Consider the following 21,989-nt stretch of genomic DNA (forward strand, 5'->3'; position numbering starts at 1 on the left):
TCATGAAAATAGGAATGATCCTCGATAATGTGTATCCACCAGATCCCCGAGTCGAAAATGAAGCTTTGGAGTTATTGAAAGAAGGCCACGAGGTGTATTTGTTTTGTTTGGGATATGGAACATTTGTAGCAGAAGAAGTCCACAAAGGAATACAAGTGCGACGCTATTCTTCGAATGTTTTGGAATACAAATTATCGGCATTGGCTTATACGTTGCCTTTGTACACATGGCTATTAGCTCGAAAAATAAAAGTTTTTGTTAAAGAAACTGGAGTTTCTGCACTTCATATTCACGATATGAGAGTGGCAGAGGCGGCGTTTTTAGCAAATAAACGAACTGCCTTACCTACGGTTTTGGACCTGCATGAAAACCGTCCTGAAATCATGCGTTTTTACCCGCATTTACAAAAATGGTATGGGAAATTATTAATTTCGATCAATCGTTGGAAACGAAAAGAAGAGGAATTTGTGAGATTAGCAACGAATACCATTGTGGTTACAGAAGAGGCCAAAGAAGAACTTGTGAGTAGAACAGGAGTACCCGCTGAGCGTGTAAAGGTTGTGCCGAATACTGTGAGGAGGGCTTTTTTTGAAGATGAGCAACAAGTCGAAATTGCACATGTTAAAGGGACTGATGAATTCACTGTTTTATATTTGGGTGACACTGGTAAACGAAGAGGATTGTTAACGGTGGTCGAAGCATTGGCGAGGATCCAACGGACGCATCCTGATATACATTTGGTGATCGTTGGTAAAACCAGTGCGTATTTGGAAAAGCGCATCGCAGAATTGAAGCTTTCCAATTCAATTAGTTTGATGGGATGGCAGCTAGATACCTGTTTTCCTAGTTATATAAAAATGGCAGATGTATGTATTTCTCCACTACACAGAAATATCCATCACGACACCACCTATGCCAATAAGGTATTTCAATACATGAGCATGGGAAAACCCGTACTGGTGAGCGATGCCATTGCCCAGGAACGAATCGTAAAAATGGCTGGTGGCGGCTTGATACATAGGGCAGAAGATGTTGGCGATTTTACGGATAAATTGCTTACCTTGTATCGTGAAAAATCGCTTAGAAAAGAGTTGGGAAGTAGTGGTAAATCTTTTGTTAAAGAACAGTTTACCTGGGATAAAACTTCTGAAGAATTAAAAAATATATACAGAGAATTAGCTTGAAAGTACTTATAGTTACCTATTATTGGCCTCCAGCCGGCGGACCTGGCGTGCAAAGGTGGTTGAAATTTGTAAAATACCTTAGAGATTTTGGTATCGAACCCGTTGTGTTTACGGCAGAAAACCCGAGTTATCCTATTTTGGATGCCTCGTTGAGTGTAGATGTTCCGGAGGGAATAGAAGTACTTAAATGCCCCATTTTTGAACCTAACGGAATACTGTCCAAACTCAAAAAGGACAACGGTCAAAAGAGTATGGGGTTCTTAAATCCCAATCCAGGACCTGTCGATAAATTGCTCAGGTATATCCGTGCGAATTATTTTATTCCAGATGCCAGAAAATTTTGGATAAAGCCAGCTGTTAAAATGTTGAAGGAGTACCTCAAAGAGCATCCAGTCGATGTTTTGATAACTACAGGACCTCCCTACAGTGTCCATTTGATAGGACAACAGGTTAAGGAAGCGATCCATTGTAAATGGATAGCGGATTTTAGAGATCCTTGGACCAGTGTTGATTATTTTCACTTATTACCCCTTACTAAGGCTTCTTTGGCGAAACACGAAGCACTGGAGCAAGCGGTAGTGCGTTCGGCAGATGCCGTATTGATGGTGAGTGAGCACGCAAAGAAAAAATACGAAAAAGAAGCGAAGTTTATTGATTATATCACCAATGGCTTTGATGTAGATACTGTATTGGAGCACAGTGACGTGACTTTAGATACTAAGTTTACAATTACCCATATTGGCATGATGAATTCAGAGCGAAATCCATCAATTTTATGGGAAGTCCTCGCAGAGCTCTCTGACGAAATAGACGGTTTTAAAGAGGATATGATATTGAGGTTTGTCGGGAAAATCGATACGACGATAGAACGTGAAATTCAAGATCTTGGGATCCAAAACTTGGAGCAAATTAGTTATGTTCCCCACCATGAAGCAAAATTATATCAGCGTCAAACTCAGGTACTGCTCATCGTTGTCAACGACTATCCGAGCGCGAAAGAAATGATTCCTGGAAAGACTTTTGAATACCTACAGGCGAGGCGTCCAGTAATTGGTATGGCTCCCGAAGATGGTGATTTGGCGCGTGTGATTAAGTCGACCAATGCAGGGAAGGTATTTGATTATAGCAATAAAAAGGCATTAAAACGCTTTGTAGCCAGCTTGTATCAGCGGTTTAAAGAAGAAGGTATTCCAGCCTTGCAAAATGATATAAGTAAATACCACAGAAGGAATTTAACAGGCGATTTGAGTGCGTTCATTCAAAAAGTAATTCAAAAACAATAACAGCAGGAAAGTGGGAATCATATTTAGACAATCATTCCGAAATACTCTTATTATTTATTTAGGATTCTTGATAGGAGGAATTAATACGATATTTTTATATACTCGATTTTTAAAAGATGAATATTACGGTCTTGTGGCTTACGTATTGTCTTCGTCGAACTTAATAATGCCACTAACGGCATTTGGTATTCACTTTACGATAGTAAAGTTCTATTCATCGTATCAAGAGCGTGACCAACGGGATAAATTTTTGAGTTCAGTGATGGTCTTACCAATGGTTATAGCACTGGTCATCGGAACCTTTTGGAGCCATTTTCACGAATGGATCATGCATTTCGTATCAGAGGAGAATAGAATAGTTGAGAATTATACAATTTACATCTATATCGTTGCAGTGAGCTGTGCGTATTTTGAGGTCTTCTATTCATGGGCCAAGGTACAAATGCAATCTGTTTTCGGAAATATGCTGAAAGAGCTGTACAACCGAGCAGCTGTCATGGTATTGTTATTCGCCGTATTTTTTGAATGGATAGGAAAAGAAGATTTTATTCGTGTATTAGCCTACGCCTACGTGCTTAGAACGGTGTTGATGATGGGCTATGCCTTACGTTTATATCGACCTAAATTGTATTGGAATCTTCCGGATAATTATCGAGAAGTACTCAAGTATACCTTTTATATTATTTTGGCAGGGAGCGCAAGTGCTATTATTTTAGACATTGATAAGTTTATGATTGCTGGTAAAGATACCTTTAACAAAGCAGCATATTACAGTGTAGCGGTATTTATAGGGTCTTTTATAGAGGCTCCGAGTAGGGCAATGACTCAAATTTTACAGCCCTTAACATCAAAGTCACTGAATAATAATGAAGATGAAGAAGTTCGCAATTTATATGTAAAGAGTTCGATTAATCTCTTGTTGATAGGAGGGCTCTTTTTTATTTTGGTGAATTGCAATGTCACAGAACTCTTTAAAATAATGCCTGCTGGTTATGCCGGTGGGGAATGGGTGGTACTGATGATTTCCGGGGCTAAATTATTTAATATGTCGCTAGGGAATAATGGAGCCATTATTAATAATTCAAAGTTTTACAGAATTACCTTGTTTACAGGATCTGCCATGGCTTTACTCGTTTGGTATTTGAATAAGTATTTCTATTATACGCTCGACTTCGAAACGGAAGGCTTGGCACTTTCTACCTTGATGGCTTTTTTGATTTTCGGGGTCTTTAAAGTGTGGTATGTACGTCGCAAGTTGAATTTGTATCCCTATACCAAACAAACAATAGTGATGGTGTTGATCATAGCACCACTGTATTTTTTGTTTAACAGTTGGAATTTTGATCTCCCTGGAGTAAGCATTTACGGAGTGTCTATTGCTCCTGTGTTTAACATCGCGCTGAAATCCCTTATCATAGTACCGATCTATGTGTTGGTCGTTTTTAAATTAAAAGTGTCTGTACAGTTTAATGCTTTGATAAGCAGACTGTTGAAAGTATAAAATAAAAAAGGTTTGTGCATAGTGACAAACCTTTTTTAGTTAAGGGGAAACTAAATTTAAGGGATGGGGAATCCCAATTAAATATTTTAGACGAGACAAATATATGCTTATTAGTTATAGCCTATATTTACATATGTTAATAATTTTACGTGGAATATAATTTCTTTCGAATCCTACTTAATTGCACCGGAGTTATGTTTAAAAATGACGCAATATGGTATTGAGGGATGAGGTTGTTGATTTCAGGAATCTCTGTTTTTAATTTGAGATAACGTTCTGTGGCGCTCAATAGGGCAAGCTCATCTACTCTTTTTTCAGTTCTTATAAAAAGACTTTCCAATACCCTGTTGTAGAATAACGCGAGTTCGTGATTGGTCTTGGTCAATTCGATAAAGGCTTGAAAGTTCCCTACAAAAAACTCGCAAGGAGTTAAACAGTCATAAGTCGCATTAGAATCGTTTTTTTGAATTAAAGCAGAGAGTGATCCAAAAGTACTCAAAGTGGTGTAGAGGGTACGGATATGCTCTTTTTCCTCGTTGTTTTTAATAAAGCTTCTGGCAACACCACTTTTAAGGATATAAAAATTTTGTGGTTTTTGACCTTGTTTTAAAACGACCTTACCTTTGGCAAAGGATTTTAAACTTACAATTTCGTTGAATTGTTCAATGGATTCATCAGAGATATTCGGCATAAAATACCTCATGAATTGTTCTATAATGTTGTGCATAAGTTACTTATTAATGTACAGTTCACTTCTAAGAACAGTTGCTCTTGCACCAACCGTTTTCAGTGAGTAAACTTCAAAAAAATACATTGGGGGACAAATAAGTGTCTAGTCCAAAACTAGTGAAATTTTCTCTAAATAACTAATACTATTGGCACCTTCCATAAAAAGTAAATCGAGCATTGAAAGGTTGGGTATAAAGCCGTGTTTATCATCAAACATTTGCACGTAACTGTCCATAGTAATGGCCACGCCATTTTTAGCTATGGCAAGATTTCGGTAATCTGCTTGAGTGGGAGTGAGCTCGTACTCGGTCGTTTTCGCAAATTGTGAATCCAGTTCCAGTGCATCGGTAATAAACAGATGGGTGTCAATATTGACGTCCTGTAAAAACTTGTAAGGCTTCGAAAATATTTTCTGTAAATCTTCCTCGAAAAACTCAAAAAAAGGAGAGGAACGATAGGCAGATTGTAGTGATTTAAAGTGTTGTTGTTGCCACGGAAAATCGTTTTCTACAAGCGTGTCCTTTGTTTTCTTTCTTCCCGCAGAAGCTAGGTGCTTTACGGGAATACTCAATGCTAGTTTACCATTTGCACCGTAAATAGCACAGCGGTTTCTATAGGTCTGCTTCTGGAAGTTGTCTTCCATCTCAAAAGAAATTGCCTCCTTAGCTTGATACATTGCTGCATACTGAGCAATGGGAGCAAAATAGGTTGGAATGTATAGTGCCATGGTTATTTTTTCTTTTTATTATTGTAAACGGTGTAGGCGATATAGCCTCCTAATAATAAAACAACCAACCATAAATACGATACGGGTTTACCACTACCTCCTACGGTTGTAAACATGCGATCCCAACGAATTGATCCCGTTTGTTTGTCATAGCTAAACCAAATCATTACTGGTTTACCTACTACGTGATCGAAAGGCACATATCCCCAGTTTCTAGCATCTAATGAGTTTTGACGGTTATCCCCCATCATCCAGTAATAATCTTGCTTAAATGTATAACTAGTCGCTTTTTTACCGTTGATATAAATATCGTTTCCGAAAATGGTTAAATCATTATTCTCGTATCTTCTTATAATCTGCTCGTAAAATGGAATACTGTTCTCATCTAAAGCGACAGTAACTCCTTTTTTAGGAATGTAAATGGGGCCGTAGTTGTCTTGAGACCAAGCGTATTTCGGATTGTGAGGGAAAAAGCTCTTATTGTAATACCCTTTAGGTTGAATTTGCTTGGTTACCTTTTTTACTATAGGATTTTTAGCTATTCGAGCAGCTTCTTCGTCTGTTAAATTCAGTAAATACTTACCGTTTCGCGTTCCGAATTCACGGATATTGTAGCGCTTTGCTGCACCCGGACCAAAGTTCTGACCATCGGTGTCCACTTCAAAAATCCATTGTGGTTTTGCGCGATCTGGTAATTGATTTTTCTTTCCGTTGATGTATACATAGCCACCTCTAACTTCAAGACTATCACCAGGAACACCTACACAGCGCTTGACGTAATTGGTGCGTTTGTCAACAGGTTTAAAGGTTTGTTTACCTGAAGTATCTCCCCACATAGTTTTGGTGGTGTCTGCAGGCCAGTTGAATACGACAATATCATTGCGTTTAATAGATTGAACTCCAGGTAAGCGCAAATAGGGCAAGCTCAATTTGTTTTTCCAACTGTTGCTGTGCTCTGGATTGTCGTCTGATAAGAATGATTTTACTTTTAGTACCGGTACTGTATCGTGTGCCATAGGAGTAGAAATTGCAGTCATTGGCAATCGTGCTCCATAGTGGAATTTACTTACAAAAAGGTAATCACCTACGTAGAGAGATTTCTCCAATGAAGAGGTAGGGATGGTGTAAGGCTGCATAAAATACGTGTGTACTAGTGTCGCTGCAATAATGGCGAATGCAATAGAACTCAGCCACTCATCAACTCCTGATGGTGGTTTGATATCTCTGTTTTGGCGGTAGGTTAACTTTTCGAAATAATTGATGTAGTAAATGTAGAAACCTAAGGTGAAAATCGCCAGTAAGGTGTCTTTACCCTTATTAAATCCAAAACTTCTACAAGTTTCAACCCATATAATAGGGAACATTAATAAGTTAACAATCGGAACAAAAAATAAGAAAATCCACCAAACAGATTTTTTTCTGTTGATGATTTTCATCAAAACAACCGCATTGTAAATAGGCACTGCAGCTTCCCATGCTTGTCGTCCAGCAGCTTTGTAAAGTTTCCAAGTTCCTAAAAAGTGTATGACTTGGATGATCAGTATGAATATGAATAATTCAGAAAAATTCATGATTTATTTTTTTTGTAAAAGTCTTCGTTTGTTAGTGAGCTTCCGAGGGTAATTGTTACCTTTTTTAACCTAGGTTTAACACATCTTTCATTGAGTACACCCCTTCTTTATCAACCAACCATTCAGCGGCTACAACAGCTCCTAAAGCAAATCCTTGGCGGTTGTGTGCCGTGTGGTTAATAGCGATACTATCAATAGTGGAATCGTAATTTACGGTATGTGTTCCTGGTACATCAGGGGTTCTTATGGCCTTGATAGGAATGGAAGTATCACTAGGAGTTCCATCGAGTTCCCATTCTTGTTTAGAACTCTGGTCAATAATACCTTCTGCGAGCGTAATTGCCGTACCGCTTGGAGCATCGAGTTTTTTCGTATGGTGGATTTCTTCAATAGCCACATTGTACTCATTGAGTTGCTCCATCATTTTTGCCAATTGTTTGTTTAGCTCAAAAAATATATTAACCCCTAAACTGAAATTAGAAGCATAAATAAAGGCTCCTTTTTGGGCTTCACACAGGGCAACAATATCGTTATAACGCTCGAGCCAACCTGTGGTTCCAGAAACAATAGGGACTCCATTTTCTAGGCAATTAGCAATGTTGTCATAAGCTGCATTGGGCAAACTAAAGTCGATGGCAACGTCGGCATCATTGATGTTATAGGATTCTTTTCCCGCGTATTTAATCACGATTTCGTGACCGCGTTGTAAAGCAATTTTCTCTATTTCTTTACCCATTCTTCCGTATCCAAGTAAAGCTATTTTCATTTTAAAAAGAATATTTTAAGGTTAATCCAACCTTTGGTGCTTCGATGAGCATTGGATCCGTGGCCAAACTAGGTCTGACAGATAAATTATCACTGGTGTCAAATTGTAAGAGGTGTGCATTGACACTGGCCTCAACAATTTGAAGTACGTACAGTAGTACTCCTGTTAAGAGTGATAAATCACGATTTTTTCGCAATACTTTTTGAGCGTTTTCTAAACCTGCGGTTGAAATATTGGGATTTCCATTTAATCCGTTAAATTCGTCAGGCAATCCTTGTTGTCTGAGTCGAAAAGCGGTTCTAAACCTATCGTATTCATTACTGTTGTCTAAGTAGTAATAAACACTTGCACCGATAGCTGCCCATACTATGGGAGCTTTCCAGTACTTTTTGTTATAGATTTGTCCTCCTCCAGGAAAAATTGCTGAATAAAAAGCAGCTTTGGAGGGAGATAATGGGTTGTAAACGGGGGCGATTTGGCTTTGTTGAACTTTTACATCAACACCGTTTTGCCCTACTAGTTGTTGCAAAGACAGGCAACAACCAATGATAAATATGAATGATTTAAATGACAATTATTGTAAAAGGTTTTTAATACGATTAAAATCTTCTTCAGAGTTAAAAGCGATAGAAATCTTACCCTTACCTTTACTGTTAACCGTTACGTTTACTTTGCTTCCGATAACAGTCGTCATTTCTTTTGCTCCTTCTGAAATGTATTTAGGGAGCGCTTTTTTCTTAGCAGCTTTGGCGATAGTGCCAGCTTTTAAATTTTTCACTAACTCCTCAGTTTGACGCACAGACAACTTATCACGAAGTATTTTTTCGTAAATAGTAAGCTGATCTGTTGTACTATCCACATTGATGAGTGCTCTTCCGTGTCCCATAGAAATGAAACCGTCTCGCATACCTGTTTGGATAATAGGATCTAATTTAAGCAAACGGAGGTAATTGGTAACGGTTGAACGTTTTTTTCCTACACGCGTACTTAGTTCTTCTTGAGTTAGTTGAATTTCGTCAATTAAACGTTGATAAGACAATGCTACTTCAATTGGATCGAGGTTTTTACGCTGGATGTTTTCTACCAACGCCATCTCTAGCATTTCTTGGTCGTTTGCTAAACGAATATAAGCGGGAATGGTTTTATTTCCGATGAGTTTTGATGCGCGAAATCTGCGTTCACCAGAAACTAATTGGAATTTGTTTCCCGTTGTTTTTCTTACAGTAATGGGTTGGATAACACCGAGTTCTCGAATAGAGCTCGCTAATTCACGTAAGGCCTCTTCATCAAAATAAGTTCTCGGCTGGAATGGGTTAACATCAATTGAATTAATATCAATTTCAATAATATTTCCCACCAACTTATCGGCATTTTTGTCAGCTGCTGAGCTAACGTCAGCAGTTTCTTTTAAAAGTGCAGATAATCCTCTACCTAGAGCTTGTTTTTTTGTCGCTTTTGCCATTACTGTGTTATCCGTTTTTATTTAAGATTTCGTTCGCCAAATTTAAGTAATTTACCGCACCTTTACTCGTCGCATCGTAAGAAATTATACTTTCTCCATAACTGGGTGCTTCACTTAAGCGAATATTTCGGTGAACTACGGTTTCAAATACCATAGAACTGAAGTGTTTGCGCACTTCTTCAACTACTTGATTTGAGAGGCGTAATCGAGCGTCAAACATGGTGAGTAGTAGTCCTTCAATATCTAAACTAGGATTGTGAATTTGTTGTACACTTTTAATGGTGTTTAACAATTTTCCGAGCCCTTCCAAAGCAAAGTATTCACATTGGATAGGAATGATAACTGAATCAGCGGCAACCAAAGAGTTTAAGGTAATCAACCCTAGTGAAGGAGCACAGTCGATGAGTATGTAGTCGTAATCGTCTTTGATACTCGCCATGGCTTTGTTTAACATGTACTCGCGTTCTGCCTTGTCTACCAATTCTATTTCAATAGCGACAAGGTCAATATGTGCCGGAATAAGGTCAACATTGGGAGAATCGGTTTGTAGTACAGCGTCTTTTGGATTTACAGTATGTTCTAATACCTGATAAGTTCCCACTTCAATACTTTCTACATCTAAACCAAGTCCAGAAGTAGCATTCGCCTGGGGATCAGCATCTATTAATAATACTTTTTTTTCTAAAACTCCTAGAGCCGCAGCTAAGTTGACAGTAGTTGTTGTTTTACCAACTCCACCTTTCTGATTTGCAATTGCAATAATTCTACCCATGGTATTTCGTCTAGTTTAAGAGAGGTAAATTTACAATTATTTATGGTTTTTAAAAGCGAAAGATGTTAACATTAGTTAACTCTCTGTTTTATAGGTTGTTCTGTTGTTTTTTACTGGTGCTCTCCCCTTTACTTAAGAGGAATTTCCTATGTTTTTTTTCGAGTTATTTTCCTGATTTTATACCGTTTTATTCATGGGAATCCCCGCTGTTTCTCGGCCTAAATTTGCATCGACAGCTTTGATTACTAGTTGGTAAGTTGTTAGTGAAGCGATCTGATCAGTCGCGATGAATATTGTTAAAATTTAGTAAAAACGCGGATGCCGAAAAGCGTATGAGTAGGCGAATTTTAAATTAATCAAACCATGAATAATACAAATCTATTGAAAATGACTTTCCTCATCTTGTTAACTGTAATGACTCCATTGTTTACCTCGTGTAGCGATGAAAAATTAGAGACACCGAAAGAGGATCCTGTGAAGGAAGAACTCGGTAAATACACGAAGCAAATTTTAGTGTACGATGCAACTAAAAGTAATTCTATTGAGTTACTCGTTGGTTCTGATGATCCTTCAGTGTTAAAGTTGTGGAATAGTAGCAGTTTTAGTTTAGAGAAAAAGGAAAAAGGCCAGAAATTGACAACCATGAATTGGGAGCTATTGCAAAACCAATCGAAAACGAGTGATAGTGACGACGATGAGATGGTAGCTGCAGAAATAGCCTATACCGTAATTGCTAAACACTATGAAAATCCAACCGATGTATTTGTGCTTGTCGAAAATCCGCCGTACCAAGCTGCTTCGAGAGGGTGGTTGTATTCTACGTTTTACAGTCATGCCATAGAAGACCAAACGGTTACTGTGAATGTGTATGGAAGAAATTTTTGGAAAAAAGGATTTTACAGTGTGAGTTATAAAAAGAATAGTGGATCGTCTTGGAGTAGCATTGTTGGTGAGTGGACGCGCATTAAAAACAACGAAGAGAAAAATTACACCAGAACTCCTTGTTATGTGATGAAGGCAAGAAGAAAGTACAAAGGAACTAATAATTCGGTGGTGATCGAATTCGAATACTAAGAGTGACGTGTTGTTAAGGAAGTTGTACAAGCAGGCAAGGTATTATTGCCTGCTTTGTGTGGTATATGGATTTGTAATTACTGCCAATGGACAAAATTACGAACAGATTCAATGGAGGGAAGTTGTTGCTGTTTTAAAGAATGTTCGATTGGATACGGCAACTCCAGTTATTGCTGTGATAGATGAGGCCGTAAACTGGTCTGTAGTTCCTAAGCGTTTATTTTGGGAGAATTCCAGAGAAATTCCAGATAACGGTTTGGATGATGATGGGAATGGTTATGTCGATGATGTGCGAGGATGGGATTTTTATCACAATGATTCTGATATCACGAATGATGGATTAGGGAGTTGGCATGGAACACCGGTTTATAGTATGCTCACAGAAATGCTATATGATGAATTGCAGTTGGATTTTAAGTTTTTGGGAATTGAAGGCGGGCATTCGATAACCGAAATTAAACGTTCTTTAGAGTACGTGATTGCATTAAAACGCTTGTTTGTAACTAGCAAAGGAGCTGCTGGAGCTAACATTTTGGTGCTGAATTGTTCGTGGGGAAAAGAAGGTTTGTGGGCTGAAGATTTTCCGGAGTGGTGTGCGCTTTACAATACGTTGCAGGCTTTGGGGGTATTGGTGGTAGGAGCGGTGCCAAATGCTGAGGTCAATGTGAGTGAAGTAGGAGATATGCCTACGTTGTGCTCGGCTAAAAATTACCTTGCAGTAACAAATGAAAATGAAAACGGTTACTTGGAAACGGCGGCTTACAGTGTCCTAGATGTTGATATAGCAGCTCCAGGAGCTGGTTCTGTAACCCTGCTAAACAGTGGTAAAAGAGGGGTTTTTGATGGGACTTCTGCTGCGACACCCTATGTGAGTGCAGTTTGTTTTGCTATTTATGTTTACAGTCAGCAATTTTTAAGCAATGAAAGTGGTAGCATGCCTAGTTCAGAGTGGCCTCTTTTGGTAAGCGATTTTGTGGAAAGAGGAGCATTTCGAAAGTTGAGTTTACAAGATAAGGTTAAGGGAGGGAGAAGTTTAAACGCCTTGGGAGCTGTCCGATGCATGCTCGAATATTTCATGAAGTCAGAGTTGCTATCTGGTACCCGTAAAGAAGTGGAATTGAAATCATACTATCCGAACCCAGTACGAAAGGACTTGGTGTTTCGTTTAACTTCGGGAGAAGCTTGTCAAATAAGGGTAGTAGTTTATGGAATGTCTGGAGCAACTATTTATAGTGAAAATGAAAATGTTCGGTTAGGGGTAAATGATTTAAGTATAGACTTTGAGGAATTGGAAGTGGAGCGAGGGGTGTATTTGTTGGCTATAGAAGTTCCTGGAGGAAAGGTGCTTCGTGCCAAAATAGCTTATCTAGGGAAATAAAAAAACTCTAAGCCTAAGCTTAGAGTTTTGTATGATGTGTAAAAGGTTATTAGTTGTTGAGCATAACTGGCATTACCAGCATCGTCACTAATTCTCCTTCTTCTGTTCCGTCAATAGGGGTAAGGATTCCAGCTCTATTTGGTAAACTCATCTCGATAAGTACATCGTTTGAGTTTAAGTTGTTTAACATTTCACTTAAGAAACGAGAGTTAAATCCAATTTGCATATCATCACCTTGATAGTCACATGACAAGCGTTCATCAGCCTTGTTAGCGTAATCGATATCTTCAGCAGAAATGTTCAATTCAGTTCCAGCCATTTTCAATCGAATTTGGTGAGTAGTTTTACTAGAGAAAATAGAAACTCTTCGAACTGAGTTTAAGAAAGTAGCTCTGTCAACAGTAAGTTTATTTGGGTTTTCTTTTGGAATTACCGCTTCGTAGTTCGGGTATTTACCGTCAATTAAACGACAAATAAGTACGACGTTGTCAAAAGTAAATTTGGCATTGGTGTCGTTGTACTCTATAGTTACAGAGTCTTCTGATCCTCCTAAAATACCTTTTAATAAGTTTAAAGGTTTTTTAGGCATGATAAACTCAGCTGTTTTATCAGCGGTAACATCTGTTCTTGTATACTTTACTAATTTGTGAGCATCCGTAGCAACAAAAGTAAGTTCTTTTGAATTAAACTGGAAGAATACTCCACTCATTACTGGTCGTAAATCATCATTACCGGCAGCGAAAATCGTTTTGGTAATGGCAGTAGCTAAAATATGTGATGGGATTTCAGTACTGCTAGGTGATGGTAACTCCACAGCTTTAGGGAATTCGTCCCCGTTAAAATAAGCCATGTCGTACTTTCCTTGCTCAGAGATGATTTCAATCGTGCTATCTCCTTCAGTTTTAAAAGTTAAAGGTTGGTCAGGGAAAGTTTTTAATGTATCCAGTAACAATCGAGCATTAATAGCGATAGCACCTGTGTCAGTACTTTCAACCTCTACCACAGCACTCATGGTGGTTTCTAAATCTGAAGATGATATCTTTAATTCATTTTCAGCTAATTCAAATAAGAAGTTGTCCAGAATAGGCAGCGTATTGTTGCTGTTTATCACTCCTCCTAAAACTTGTAATTGTTTTAACAATTGAGAGCTAGATACGATAAATTTCATTGATTAAATTTCTAATGATTAGACCTACAAATATATTTTAATTTGATGATATTTAAAATTTATTTTTCATTAATTCCACAAGTATCGTAATGTGATGTTTCCGTAGAAGTTAGATTCCGGAACTCGGACACTTTGTAGTTTTTTACTGTGGTAAAAGATACTGTAACCAAAGTTGAAACGATTACTGGTGAACATAATTCCCAACTCAGCGTTGAAAACAAGTGGGTTTATTGGAAATGTAATAGGGTTGTCAGTTCTGAAAATACTACCTTCGATGGTGGCGTCGTGAAATACGTATTGGACGCTGGGTTTGAATACGAGGAAAAACTCAGATTTGTTTTGAGAAATCTCAGCATTGCCGTTAAGATTACTGCCAAATGCCAAACTGTTGGTGCTCGATTGAAGTGTGTAGAATCCCCATCGACTGAGAACCCCAGTAGAAATATCAGTAAAAACAGTTCCAAGGCTTCCTGAATTTAACCAGTGAATATCCAATTTGTTGTTGATGCTAGTCCAAAGCGGACGGGTGTATTGAGCTTTGATATTGATGGCGAAGGCATTTTTTATTTGATATTGCCATCCGGTCGCTTTTCTAAATCCGTAAATATCATGGATAAAGTCTTGTAGCTCTCTTCCCATAGCAGCAGGCCCAATGATACCCAATTCAGCGTCAACAGCGAGCGTTTCTCCCTGTTTAAAATAATGAGCAATACCGCCGCTCAAATACAAATAGCTGGCAAAAGGGCGGTCGTGAAGTTCCGGAGAACTCACGGTGGCCTTAAATGGTGTATACATTTTATGTCCGAGACGAAATTGGTATATTTTTTTTGCACTAATTTGAGTACTGTTGGCCAAATAACGATAACCAAAGGTCATCCCGTTGGTATAATACCTATCCTGACTTGTTGAAATATAGAGATCGTTGTCGTTTGAGAAACTGAACTCGTGGTCGTAGGCTCGTTGCGAATGAGCTATAGAAAAGCTAAGAAGTAATAAAAATGTTGTAATTCTTTTCATAGTCGCAAATATCCTCTTATTTTAGCAATACTACAGAAAGAATTTTAAAATTATTGCAACGCAGCTATGTCGGAACACAACAAATTGACCATTCAGGATTTTCAAAGTGTGACCTCTAAGGAGCAACTTCGCGATTTGATTCATGAAAAGGGGATCGATATCGATAAGGTTGAAGTGAAAATTAATTACGAACGGGAATTAAAAAAACTCCAAATTGAATTGGTGAAACTTCAGCAGTGGGTAGCTAAAAATAATAAGCGAGTAGCAGTCATTTTTGAAGGTAGAGATGCCGCGGGAAAAGGTGGAAGCATACGTCGTTTTATGGAGCATTTGAATCCGCGTTCCACACGGCTCGTAGCGCTGAACAAACCGACAGAAGTTGAAAAAGGGCAATGGTATTTTCAACGTTATATAAAAGAATTACCGAACCCCGGTGAAATTGTCTTTTTCGATAGGAGTTGGTATAACCGTGCAGTCGTAGAGCCAGTAATGGGGTTTTGCTCAGAAAATCAGTATAAAAAATTTCTGGTTCAGGTTCCCGAGTTTGAGCATATGCTGTACGAAGACGGTGTGATCATTATCAAATTTTGGTTATCCATTTCTAAAAGCGAACAATTGAGGCGTTTTAATTCGAGAAACAACAACCCCTTAAAGCGATGGAAGTTTAGTCCTGTAGACAAAAGAGGTCAGGAATTGTGGGATAAATACACCTACTATAAAGATGAGATGTTTAGTAAAACCCATACCACCTATAGCCCGTGGATTGTGGTAAAAACGAATAATAAAAAAGAAGCACGTGTAGAGTGTATTCGATATGTGTTGTCGCAGTTTGATTATGAGGGGAAAGAGCTAGCGCAAACGAAGCTAAATCCGGATCCCAATATAGTAATGCGTTATTACAGATCAGTAAGTCAATTAGATTAATTATGGAGAAGTTAACTCAGAAAGACGTAAATAAATTAAATTCTGCTAGAGGATTTAAGGCATTGTTATCAAGCGAACAATACAATCTTGAAAAGGCGTTGCGCTATGTCAATTACGAACGCAAATTGAAGAAACTTCAAGTCGAGCTAATACGATTGCAAACTTGGGCCATAGAGCAAGATGAACGCATCATTATTTTGTTTGAAGGTAGGGATGCTGCTGGTAAGGGGGGCGCTATTCGAAGAATTACAGAGCGTATTAACCCTCGTCATATGAGAATTGTGGCACTGCCAAAACCAAACGAAGATGAAAAAACGCAATGGTATTTTCAGCGCTATGTAGAACAGTTTCCGAAAGCTGGTGAAATGGTTTTTTTTGACAGAAGTTGGTATAACCGAGCTGTAGTGGAACCGGTAAACGGATTTTGTACACAGGAAGAGTACGAGGTCTTTATGAATCAGGTAAACGATTTTGAACGGATGATACTCGAATCTGGGATTCGTTTGGTGAAAATTTACATGTCGATTACTAAAAAAGAACAGGCAAAGCGTTTTATGGATATTAAAAATAATCCTCTGAAGCAGTGGAAAATGACTCCTGTAGATGAGCGAGCACAAGAATTGTGGGATGATTATACTAGTTATAAGCGAACCATGTTTTCTAAAACGAATACCCTTATTTCACCTTGGAAAGTGATTAGAGCAAACCGTAAAACAATGGCCAGAGTTAATGTAATCAATCACATACTAAAGAGTATTCCGTACGATAAGAATACGCCTGTTTAAGCTTCTTGACTTGCTTGAATAAGTTGCTTTTTAACTTCTTCGAATAGAATGTAGAGCTCTCCAGCTATTTGGTTGCAGCACGCTAAATATACTTCCTTTGTGTCATCGTTGTCATCCGAACGTTTGGGGTCTTCAAAGCCCAAGTGAAAGCGTTCGAGTGCATCGGGAATAAATGGACAGTTTTCATCGGCACTGTCACAGGTGGTGATCGCTATATACGGATAGGTATTATGAGGATCGTCAAATGTTTTTGAAAATCCAGTAAGCGGTTGCTCTGCGCCTTCAAAACTTATGAGGTATCTAGGATTTTGGTGTGAGAAATTTTCTACGTGAAATTCAAATCCTGACTGTTGTAACGCTCGAACCGTATTTCTGTGAAATGCGGTAGCTTCTGTGCCTCCCGAAAGTGATTGTATATTGGGGATATCAAAATAGTGAACAGCATAAAAAGCCCATACCTGAGCAAATTGACTTCTCCTAGAATTGTGTGTGCAGATAAAATTTAGATTTAATTTTTCTCTATCTAGATATTCGTCAGTAATAGCATCTGCGATTTCAAATAAAAGTTGTTCACGTGTTTCACTTAGTGTTAAGCTTCTCTTGGCTTCTTCGAAGAAAATTTTTGTACTCGTGTTTTTAGTGTTAATCATTTATTTGCTGTTCTTTTGTATTTTAAAATTATCTGCAAAAATAATTTGTTAAGCGAGTTAATAAATTAAATAATAGTTAAGTATGTGTTTTGAAATTGGTAATAAAGTAGCAGTTATTGATGATGTTATCAAAGGTGTTGTTATTGAGGTAGATGGGGCAGAAGTAGTCGTCAGAGATGAAGACGGGATGGTGTATCGATTTGATGCAAAAGAATTGGTGAGGTTACATGTTGAGCAGCGAGAGTTAAGCAGGTATAGTGATATCAATAATTCTATGTTACGACAAAAAACTTCAGAACCGGTGAGGAAAAAGAGTGGTTTTGTGAAAACGAAAAATGAAATAATTCTTGAAGTTGATCTGCATATAGAGAAATTGGTAAAATCGACAAAGGGAATGGATACTTATGATATCTTGAGTTATCAATTGGAGGTTGCTAGACGGAAAGTTGAATATTGTATTCAGAAAAAGATTTCTAAAATTGTCTTTATTCACGGAGTAGGTGAAGGGGTGTTGAAATCTGAATTAAATTATCTGTTAAATCGGTATCCAGTGAAGTATTATGATGCTTCCTATAAAAAATACGGATTGGGGGCAACTGAAGTTTATGTGTATCAAAATTCTAATTAGTTTATCTTTGTTCCATGAAAAGAATTTATCTGGATAATGCCGCTACGACACCTATGTTACCAGAGGTGGTAGAATGTATGGCGGAGTCGATGTTGCAAAATTTTGGAAACCCTTCCTCTACACATCAATTTGGGAGAACAGCGAAGTCTGCTGTTGAAACAACACGAAAACAAATAGCGAAGTATTTTAATGTACATTCTAGCGAAATAGTGTTTACTTCCGGAGGAACAGAAGGTGATAATATAGTGCTTCAAAATGCAGTCATAAACCTGGGGGTTACTAGAATTGTGACTACAAAACTGGAACATCATGCGGTATTGCATACCGTAGATTTTTTGGAAGAAAAATACGGAGTCGAAGTAGTTTATTTAGAGGTCGACCAAAAGGGATGTTATCAAATAGAGGCATTAGAAGAGGTTTTAAATGCCAGTGACAAAAAAACCTTGGTGACTTTAATGTGGGTGAATAATGAGCTCGGAAATATTGCACCGGTAAAAGAGATTGCTGAGGTTTGTCAGCGACATGCGGCGCTATTTCATTCAGATTCTGTGCAGGCAATAGGTCACGTTCCCATAGATTTACAGGAAGTTAAGGTTGATTTTATGGTAGCAAGTGCACATAAATTTCACGGTCCAAAAGGGGTTGGCTTTTTATATGTAAGAAAAGGGCATGTGGTAAAACCGATGTTGCATGGTGGTGATCAAGAACGAGGAGTTCGCTCAAGTACTGAAAATGTACACGGTATTATTGGTATGGGAAGAGCTCTTGAGGTTTCTCTAAATGTATTGAATGAAGAAATGGCTCGTTTGAATGAATTAAAAAGTTATTTTATTTCGAGCCTTAAAACTAAAGTTCCTGGAGTATTGTTTAACGGTGAGTCTGAGAATTTACGCAACAGTAGTCCTACCATTGTAAGTGTTCGTTTTCCTCTTGAAAATCCGATGATGTTGTTTAATTTAGATATTAAAGGCATAGCTGTTTCAGGAGGTAGTGCATGTCAAAGTGGAAGTTCCAAAGGATCTCACGTGTTACAAGCTTGTTTGCCAGATGTGGAAGCAGCCAAAACATCGATAAGGTTTTCGTTTAGTAAACTGACAACAAAAGACGATGTTGAAACGGCTTTAGAGGCTGTTGTAGGATAAAAAATACTTTTTTTTGATTTAATTGATGTTTAAGCCCTTTTTGAAGGGCTTTTCTTATGATGTGTTTAGAAGAAATAGAACTGTTGTAAAAAGGCTTTTTAAATGTTTATTTCTTATAGTTCTATGTTATGGTTTTTTATTTTCGTATTTATTTTTCTTATAATTAATAAAAGGGACTTCAAAACTGAGTAAAAAAAATGTAACTATAAGTATCAATTTAGAATAAAATTAATTTATATTTGCCACGTTTATTAGATGTCCCCCCAAATTATAATTATCGTTAGCACGGTTAATTAAAATTTTGGGGGGACATTTTTTTAAATCCCTCCCATATAATTTTTTGATAATCAGATAAATGCCCGATTTGTTTTGGGTGTAATGTACCTTTATAAATTATTCTATATGGTGAAGTATTACTCTTTTGTTTCAACAGAGTGGCTTAAGTCAAGGGAGATACTAAAAAACAACTTTTTCAGCTCATTGAGAATTTTGTTAATGTTAGTTGTTCTTATTTTTTCTACCCGTGGGGTGGCACAAACTACTTGTGTGTCCGAAACATGGAATGGAAATGCTTTTTTTAGTAATAGTACTGGGATTTCGAGGGTTGTAAATATTTCAGCTACACGCCCAATCACTGACGTTAACGTGACCGTGGATATAGACCATAATTATGTCGCGGATGTCGAAATTTCATTAATTAGTCCAAATGGTACAACAATAGATTTGTCTAGTAGTAATGGTGGGGCCGGTGATAATTATCAAAATACTGTTTTTGATGATGCTGCAGCTACAGCTATTACGTCAGGTTCAGCTCCGTTTATAGGTTCCTACCGACCAGAAGTCGCTTTAAGCGCTTTTAATGGAGAGAACCCTAATGGAAACTGGACATTGGTAGTGACAGATAATTATGCGATTGCTGATAATGGAAGATTGAGGAGTTTTACTGTACAAGTTTGTTATTTAGATCCTTGTGGCGCAGGTGCTACTGCAGGAGTAGTGACAGCTAATGATCCGGATGCAGATGGAATTAATAATGTTTGTGACGCAGATGATGATAATGATGGAATTTTAGATGTCGACGAAATGGGAACCTGCGCCAGTAATTCTACATTGAACTGGGATGCAAATTATATTGAAGGTGGAGCAGGGAGTGTAACACTAGGTCAAGACCCTGTGACAACCAACCCGAACTTAACTATCAATGGTACAGGAGTAACGTTGTCGAGAAGTTCAAATGTGGTAGGTACTCAAGAGTATAGAATTAATGACTATGGTACTACGGCATCTTCCTATACTTTGTACCAAAAGGCTGAAAATAATGGAGAATCAATCCATGTATTTGACTTCAACCAGCCAGTATATAATCTAGGTTTTACCATTTATGATGTCGATAGAGGAACAGGAGCTACATCGTTTAGAGATGAGGTAGAGTTGATTATCACAAGAACTGATGGGACCTTACATACACTAACTTCGGCTGAGTACGATGCAGATAATCAAGCTGTAGTAGGGAATGCTTTTAGAGGAACTAATGCCAGTACCGATAGGAATGTTGTTATTTTGGGGATTCAGGCGTGGATTAGTAAATTAGAAATTCGATATAAAAACTTAACGGGGTCACCATCATCGACACAGTTTCAGATGACGGCACTTGGGAATTTTACTTTCTGTAATACCCCTAGAGATACAGATGGAGATGGTACTCCTGATTATTTAGATACCGATTCTGATAATGATGGATGTTTTGATGCACTGGAAGCGGCAGGGAGTTATAATTACACCCAGCTTACTAATGGTGCGTTTTCAGGAGGAGTGACGAGTAACGGAGTGCCTTCAACTGTGGGATCGGGAGGTCAGGCCATCACTGCGGCAGTGACAGATGCTTCTGATAGTACCGTTTGTTGTTCTGTAGCGGTATCTGGATTTCCAGATAATGATTCTGATAATATCGCAGATACTTGTGATTTGGATGATGATAATGATGGAATTTTGGATACTGTTGAAAATAACTGTCCTGGTTTTGTGTCATATGAGTTTTTTGATGCAGTACCATCTGGATTTACGGTAGATAATATACCTACTACAGGAGCAACGGCAACAGGAAGGGTTACGAGCTTTTCAACGGGAGCTTTAATGTCGAGTGTTTCAGGTACTCCAGAAACTTTTAGCGTTCGTTATAAAAGTTTAATAACAATTGCTACACCAGGGACTTATACCTTTTTTACTTATTCTGATGATGGTTCTAAATTATTAATTGATGGGGTTGAGGTGGTTAATAATGACGGATTGCATCCTGGACGCGAAAGAAGTGGGACGATTTCTTTAAGTGCAGGAACGCATTATCTGGAAGTAACATTTTTTGAGAATACAGGATTTGAAAGTTTAAATGTTCAGTACCAAGGACCTTCAATAGCCAAGCAAGATGTTCCTTTTTCAATTTTGTCATGTTTGGTAGATACGGATAAAGATGGTACGCCTGATTATTGGGATACAGATTCAGATAATGATAATTGTACTGATGCTAACGAATCAGGAGGTGTAGATAGTGATAATAATGGTACTTTAGATGGTACTGGAGTTGGTCCTACAGGGCTAGTATTAGGAGGGTCAGGAGGATATAATGGATTAACAGGAGCAGAAAAGGCTAGTGATGTCATAAACTCTGTAGTCATTAGCCCCAAACCGGTGAATACCTGTGTAGGAGAAAATGTCGTGTTAACGGCTACGGCTGCTGGGATTCGTGTTACTGACTTCGGAAATACTGGAGCTACTTCTGATGATACCACAATAGCTATTCCTACAGGAGATTATGTTTATCGCTGGTATCTCGGAACGAGTACAACTCCATTAACAAATACAGGGCCTTATTCAGGAGCCACCACAGCATCTTTGACGATTACAAATGTTCCTATTGGGTTTAACGGAAATACGTATAGAGTAGAGGTAACTACCAATAATAATTCCTGTCCCGAACAAGATTCGGTATCCATTGCAGTTGGTGTTGCACCAAATGCAGGAACTAACGGAACACTAACGATCTGTGCAGGAAGCACGGTAACATCGGCGCAGTTATTTGCAGCCTTAGGTGGAAGTCCAGCTACCGGCGGAACTTGGTCACCAGCATTAGCAGGGGCTAATACCTATACATATACAGTAGCAGCAACCGCACCATGTACCACAGCCGCAACAGCTCAGGTAGTGGTAAACGAGCAGGCTTTACCAAATGCT

General features: G+C 38.2%; 20 protein-coding genes (1 of these 20 cut by a window edge). 10 read left to right on the forward strand and 10 right to left on the reverse strand.

The genetic code is table 11. The features are described 5' to 3' along the window. Positions 1-2: 2 nt before the first annotated feature. The 3 genes from ACKTS5_RS06815 to ACKTS5_RS06825 are packed head-to-tail and all read left to right on the forward strand — an operon-like array spanning position 3 to position 3,968. The gene (locus ACKTS5_RS06815; RefSeq protein WP_408043102.1) at positions 3-1,184 is read left to right on the forward strand and encodes a glycosyltransferase family 4 protein; all 1,182 of its coding nucleotides are present in this window, start codon (positions 3-5) and stop codon (positions 1,182-1,184) included. Then, positions 1,181-2,467 carry a glycosyltransferase family 4 protein gene (locus ACKTS5_RS06820; protein WP_408043103.1) on the forward strand — a complete coding sequence of 429 codons (1,287 nt, stop codon included), beginning with the start codon at positions 1,181-1,183 and terminating at the stop codon, positions 2,465-2,467. Before ACKTS5_RS06815 ends, ACKTS5_RS06820 begins: the two co-directional genes overlap by 4 nt. Before the next feature lie 10 nt (positions 2,468-2,477). Next, on the forward strand, positions 2,478-3,968 hold the full coding sequence (locus tag ACKTS5_RS06825; RefSeq protein WP_408043104.1) for a lipopolysaccharide biosynthesis protein: 1,491 nt from the start codon (positions 2,478-2,480) through the stop codon (positions 3,966-3,968). Positions 3,969-4,113: 145 nt separating this feature from the next. On the opposite strand, the gene ACKTS5_RS06830 is transcribed toward ACKTS5_RS06825, so the two are convergent. The 7 genes from ACKTS5_RS06830 to ACKTS5_RS06860 all read right to left on the reverse strand — a co-directional run bounded on the left by ACKTS5_RS06830 (position 4,114) and on the right by ACKTS5_RS06860 (position 9,995). Next, positions 4,114-4,695 (reverse strand): Crp/Fnr family transcriptional regulator, encoded by a 582-nt coding sequence (locus ACKTS5_RS06830; protein ID WP_408043105.1) that lies wholly within the window; start codon positions 4,693-4,695, stop codon positions 4,114-4,116. Between the two features lie 105 nt (positions 4,696-4,800). Continuing rightward, entirely contained in the window at positions 4,801-5,424 is a 624-nt protein-coding gene (locus ACKTS5_RS06835) for a WbqC family protein (RefSeq protein WP_408043106.1), read from the reverse strand. A 2-nt stretch (positions 5,425-5,426) separates the two neighbouring features. After that, entirely contained in the window at positions 5,427-6,995 is a 1,569-nt protein-coding gene (gene lepB, locus ACKTS5_RS06840) for a signal peptidase I (protein WP_408043107.1), read from the reverse strand. A 64-nt stretch (positions 6,996-7,059) separates the two neighbouring features. Further along, positions 7,060-7,761 carry a 4-hydroxy-tetrahydrodipicolinate reductase gene (dapB, locus tag ACKTS5_RS06845; protein WP_408043108.1) on the reverse strand — a complete coding sequence of 234 codons (702 nt, stop codon included), beginning with the start codon at positions 7,759-7,761 and terminating at the stop codon, positions 7,060-7,062. Position 7,762: 1 nt separating this feature from the next. Beyond that, positions 7,763-8,335 carry a DUF5683 domain-containing protein gene (locus ACKTS5_RS06850; protein WP_408043109.1) on the reverse strand — a complete coding sequence of 191 codons (573 nt, stop codon included), beginning with the start codon at positions 8,333-8,335 and terminating at the stop codon, positions 7,763-7,765. Further along, positions 8,336-9,223 carry a ParB/RepB/Spo0J family partition protein gene (locus tag ACKTS5_RS06855; RefSeq protein ID WP_408043110.1) on the reverse strand — a complete coding sequence of 296 codons (888 nt, stop codon included), beginning with the start codon at positions 9,221-9,223 and terminating at the stop codon, positions 8,336-8,338. It abuts the gene before it with no gap. A gap of 7 nt (positions 9,224-9,230) precedes the next feature. Further along, positions 9,231-9,995, reverse strand: a complete 765-nt coding sequence (locus ACKTS5_RS06860) for a ParA family protein (RefSeq protein WP_408043111.1) — start codon at positions 9,993-9,995, stop codon at positions 9,231-9,233. A gap of 363 nt (positions 9,996-10,358) precedes the next feature. Between ACKTS5_RS06860 and ACKTS5_RS06865 the strand changes: the two genes are divergently transcribed. Continuing rightward, the gene (locus ACKTS5_RS06865; RefSeq protein WP_408043112.1) at positions 10,359-11,069 is read left to right on the forward strand and encodes a hypothetical protein; all 711 of its coding nucleotides are present in this window, start codon (positions 10,359-10,361) and stop codon (positions 11,067-11,069) included. A gap of 7 nt (positions 11,070-11,076) precedes the next feature. After that, complete coding sequence (locus ACKTS5_RS06870; RefSeq protein WP_408043113.1) at positions 11,077-12,447, forward strand: S8 family serine peptidase; 1,371 nt, start codon at positions 11,077-11,079, stop codon at positions 12,445-12,447. Between the two features lie 49 nt (positions 12,448-12,496). Here ACKTS5_RS06870 and dnaN read toward each other — a convergent pair whose 3' ends face one another. Continuing rightward, positions 12,497-13,615 (reverse strand): DNA polymerase III subunit beta, encoded by a 1,119-nt coding sequence (gene dnaN / locus ACKTS5_RS06875; RefSeq protein WP_408043114.1) that lies wholly within the window; start codon positions 13,613-13,615, stop codon positions 12,497-12,499. Positions 13,616-13,684: 69 nt separating this feature from the next. Further along, entirely contained in the window at positions 13,685-14,632 is a 948-nt protein-coding gene (locus ACKTS5_RS06880) for a lipid A deacylase LpxR family protein (protein ID WP_408043115.1), read from the reverse strand. Positions 14,633-14,698: 66 nt separating this feature from the next. Between ACKTS5_RS06880 and ppk2 (ACKTS5_RS06885) the strand changes: the two genes are divergently transcribed. Both ppk2 (ACKTS5_RS06885) and ppk2 (ACKTS5_RS06890) read left to right on the forward strand, forming a co-directional pair. Then, positions 14,699-15,556, forward strand: a complete 858-nt coding sequence (ppk2, locus tag ACKTS5_RS06885) for a polyphosphate kinase 2 (RefSeq protein WP_408043116.1) — start codon at positions 14,699-14,701, stop codon at positions 15,554-15,556. Between the two features lie 2 nt (positions 15,557-15,558). Further along, positions 15,559-16,341, forward strand: a complete 783-nt coding sequence (gene ppk2 / locus ACKTS5_RS06890; RefSeq protein WP_408043117.1) for a polyphosphate kinase 2 — start codon at positions 15,559-15,561, stop codon at positions 16,339-16,341. Here ppk2 (ACKTS5_RS06890) and ACKTS5_RS06895 read toward each other — a convergent pair. Then, positions 16,338-16,991, reverse strand: coding sequence for a low molecular weight phosphatase family protein (locus ACKTS5_RS06895; RefSeq protein ID WP_408043118.1), 654 nt, complete (start codon positions 16,989-16,991; stop codon positions 16,338-16,340). The two genes, ppk2 (ACKTS5_RS06890) and ACKTS5_RS06895, sit on opposite strands and share 4 nt — an antisense overlap. Positions 16,992-17,073: 82 nt before the next feature. Between ACKTS5_RS06895 and ACKTS5_RS06900 the strand changes: the two genes are divergently transcribed. From ACKTS5_RS06900 to ACKTS5_RS06910, 3 genes are all read left to right on the forward strand, one after another. Then, positions 17,074-17,619: a Smr/MutS family protein gene (locus tag ACKTS5_RS06900; protein WP_408043119.1), complete on the forward strand. Its 546-nt coding sequence runs from the start codon at positions 17,074-17,076 to the stop codon at positions 17,617-17,619. A gap of 14 nt (positions 17,620-17,633) precedes the next feature. Continuing rightward, a complete protein-coding gene (locus tag ACKTS5_RS06905; RefSeq protein WP_408043120.1) occupies positions 17,634-18,761 on the forward strand; it encodes a cysteine desulfurase family protein in 1,128 nt (375 codons plus the stop codon). 495 nt (positions 18,762-19,256) lie between these two features. Further along, positions 19,257-21,989, forward strand: the 5' portion of a protein-coding gene (locus tag ACKTS5_RS06910) for a proprotein convertase P-domain-containing protein (protein WP_408043121.1). It continues 108 nt past the right edge of the window; the window shows 2,733 of its 2,841 coding nt (coding positions 1-2,733); it begins with the start codon at positions 19,257-19,259; its stop codon lies beyond the right edge, outside the window.

It is taken from the genome of Tenacibaculum litopenaei (genome assembly GCF_964514025.1).
Classification (GTDB): domain Bacteria; phylum Bacteroidota; class Bacteroidia; order Flavobacteriales; family Flavobacteriaceae; genus Polaribacter; species Polaribacter litopenaei.

What these genes read in the sequence shown, in the direction of transcription:
- lepB (WP_408043107.1), bottom strand. Translation starts at nt 6,995, where the DNA reads ATGAATTTTTCTGAATTATTCATATTCATACTGATCATCCAAGTCATA.
- ACKTS5_RS06895 (WP_408043118.1), bottom strand. Translation starts at nt 16,991, where the DNA reads ATGATTAACACTAAAAACACGAGTACAAAAATTTTCTTCGAAGAAGCC.
- dnaN (WP_408043114.1), bottom strand. Translation starts at nt 13,615, where the DNA reads ATGAAATTTATCGTATCTAGCTCTCAATTGTTAAAACAATTACAAGTT.
- ACKTS5_RS06860 (WP_408043111.1), bottom strand. Translation starts at nt 9,995, where the DNA reads ATGGGTAGAATTATTGCAATTGCAAATCAGAAAGGTGGAGTTGGTAAA.
- ACKTS5_RS06900 (WP_408043119.1), top strand. Translation starts at nt 17,074, where the DNA reads ATGTGTTTTGAAATTGGTAATAAAGTAGCAGTTATTGATGATGTTATC.
- ACKTS5_RS06855 (WP_408043110.1), bottom strand. Translation starts at nt 9,223, where the DNA reads ATGGCAAAAGCGACAAAAAAACAAGCTCTAGGTAGAGGATTATCTGCA.
- ACKTS5_RS06815 (WP_408043102.1), top strand. Translation starts at nt 3, where the DNA reads ATGAAAATAGGAATGATCCTCGATAATGTGTATCCACCAGATCCCCGA.
- ppk2 (WP_408043117.1), top strand. Translation starts at nt 15,559, where the DNA reads ATGGAGAAGTTAACTCAGAAAGACGTAAATAAATTAAATTCTGCTAGA.
- ACKTS5_RS06865 (WP_408043112.1), top strand. Translation starts at nt 10,359, where the DNA reads ATGAATAATACAAATCTATTGAAAATGACTTTCCTCATCTTGTTAACT.
- ACKTS5_RS06835 (WP_408043106.1), bottom strand. Translation starts at nt 5,424, where the DNA reads ATGGCACTATACATTCCAACCTATTTTGCTCCCATTGCTCAGTATGCA.
- ACKTS5_RS06880 (WP_408043115.1), bottom strand. Translation starts at nt 14,632, where the DNA reads ATGAAAAGAATTACAACATTTTTATTACTTCTTAGCTTTTCTATAGCT.
- ACKTS5_RS06830 (WP_408043105.1), bottom strand. Translation starts at nt 4,695, where the DNA reads ATGCACAACATTATAGAACAATTCATGAGGTATTTTATGCCGAATATC.
- ACKTS5_RS06905 (WP_408043120.1), top strand. Translation starts at nt 17,634, where the DNA reads ATGAAAAGAATTTATCTGGATAATGCCGCTACGACACCTATGTTACCA.
- ppk2 (WP_408043116.1), top strand. Translation starts at nt 14,699, where the DNA reads ATGTCGGAACACAACAAATTGACCATTCAGGATTTTCAAAGTGTGACC.
- dapB (WP_408043108.1), bottom strand. Translation starts at nt 7,761, where the DNA reads ATGAAAATAGCTTTACTTGGATACGGAAGAATGGGTAAAGAAATAGAG.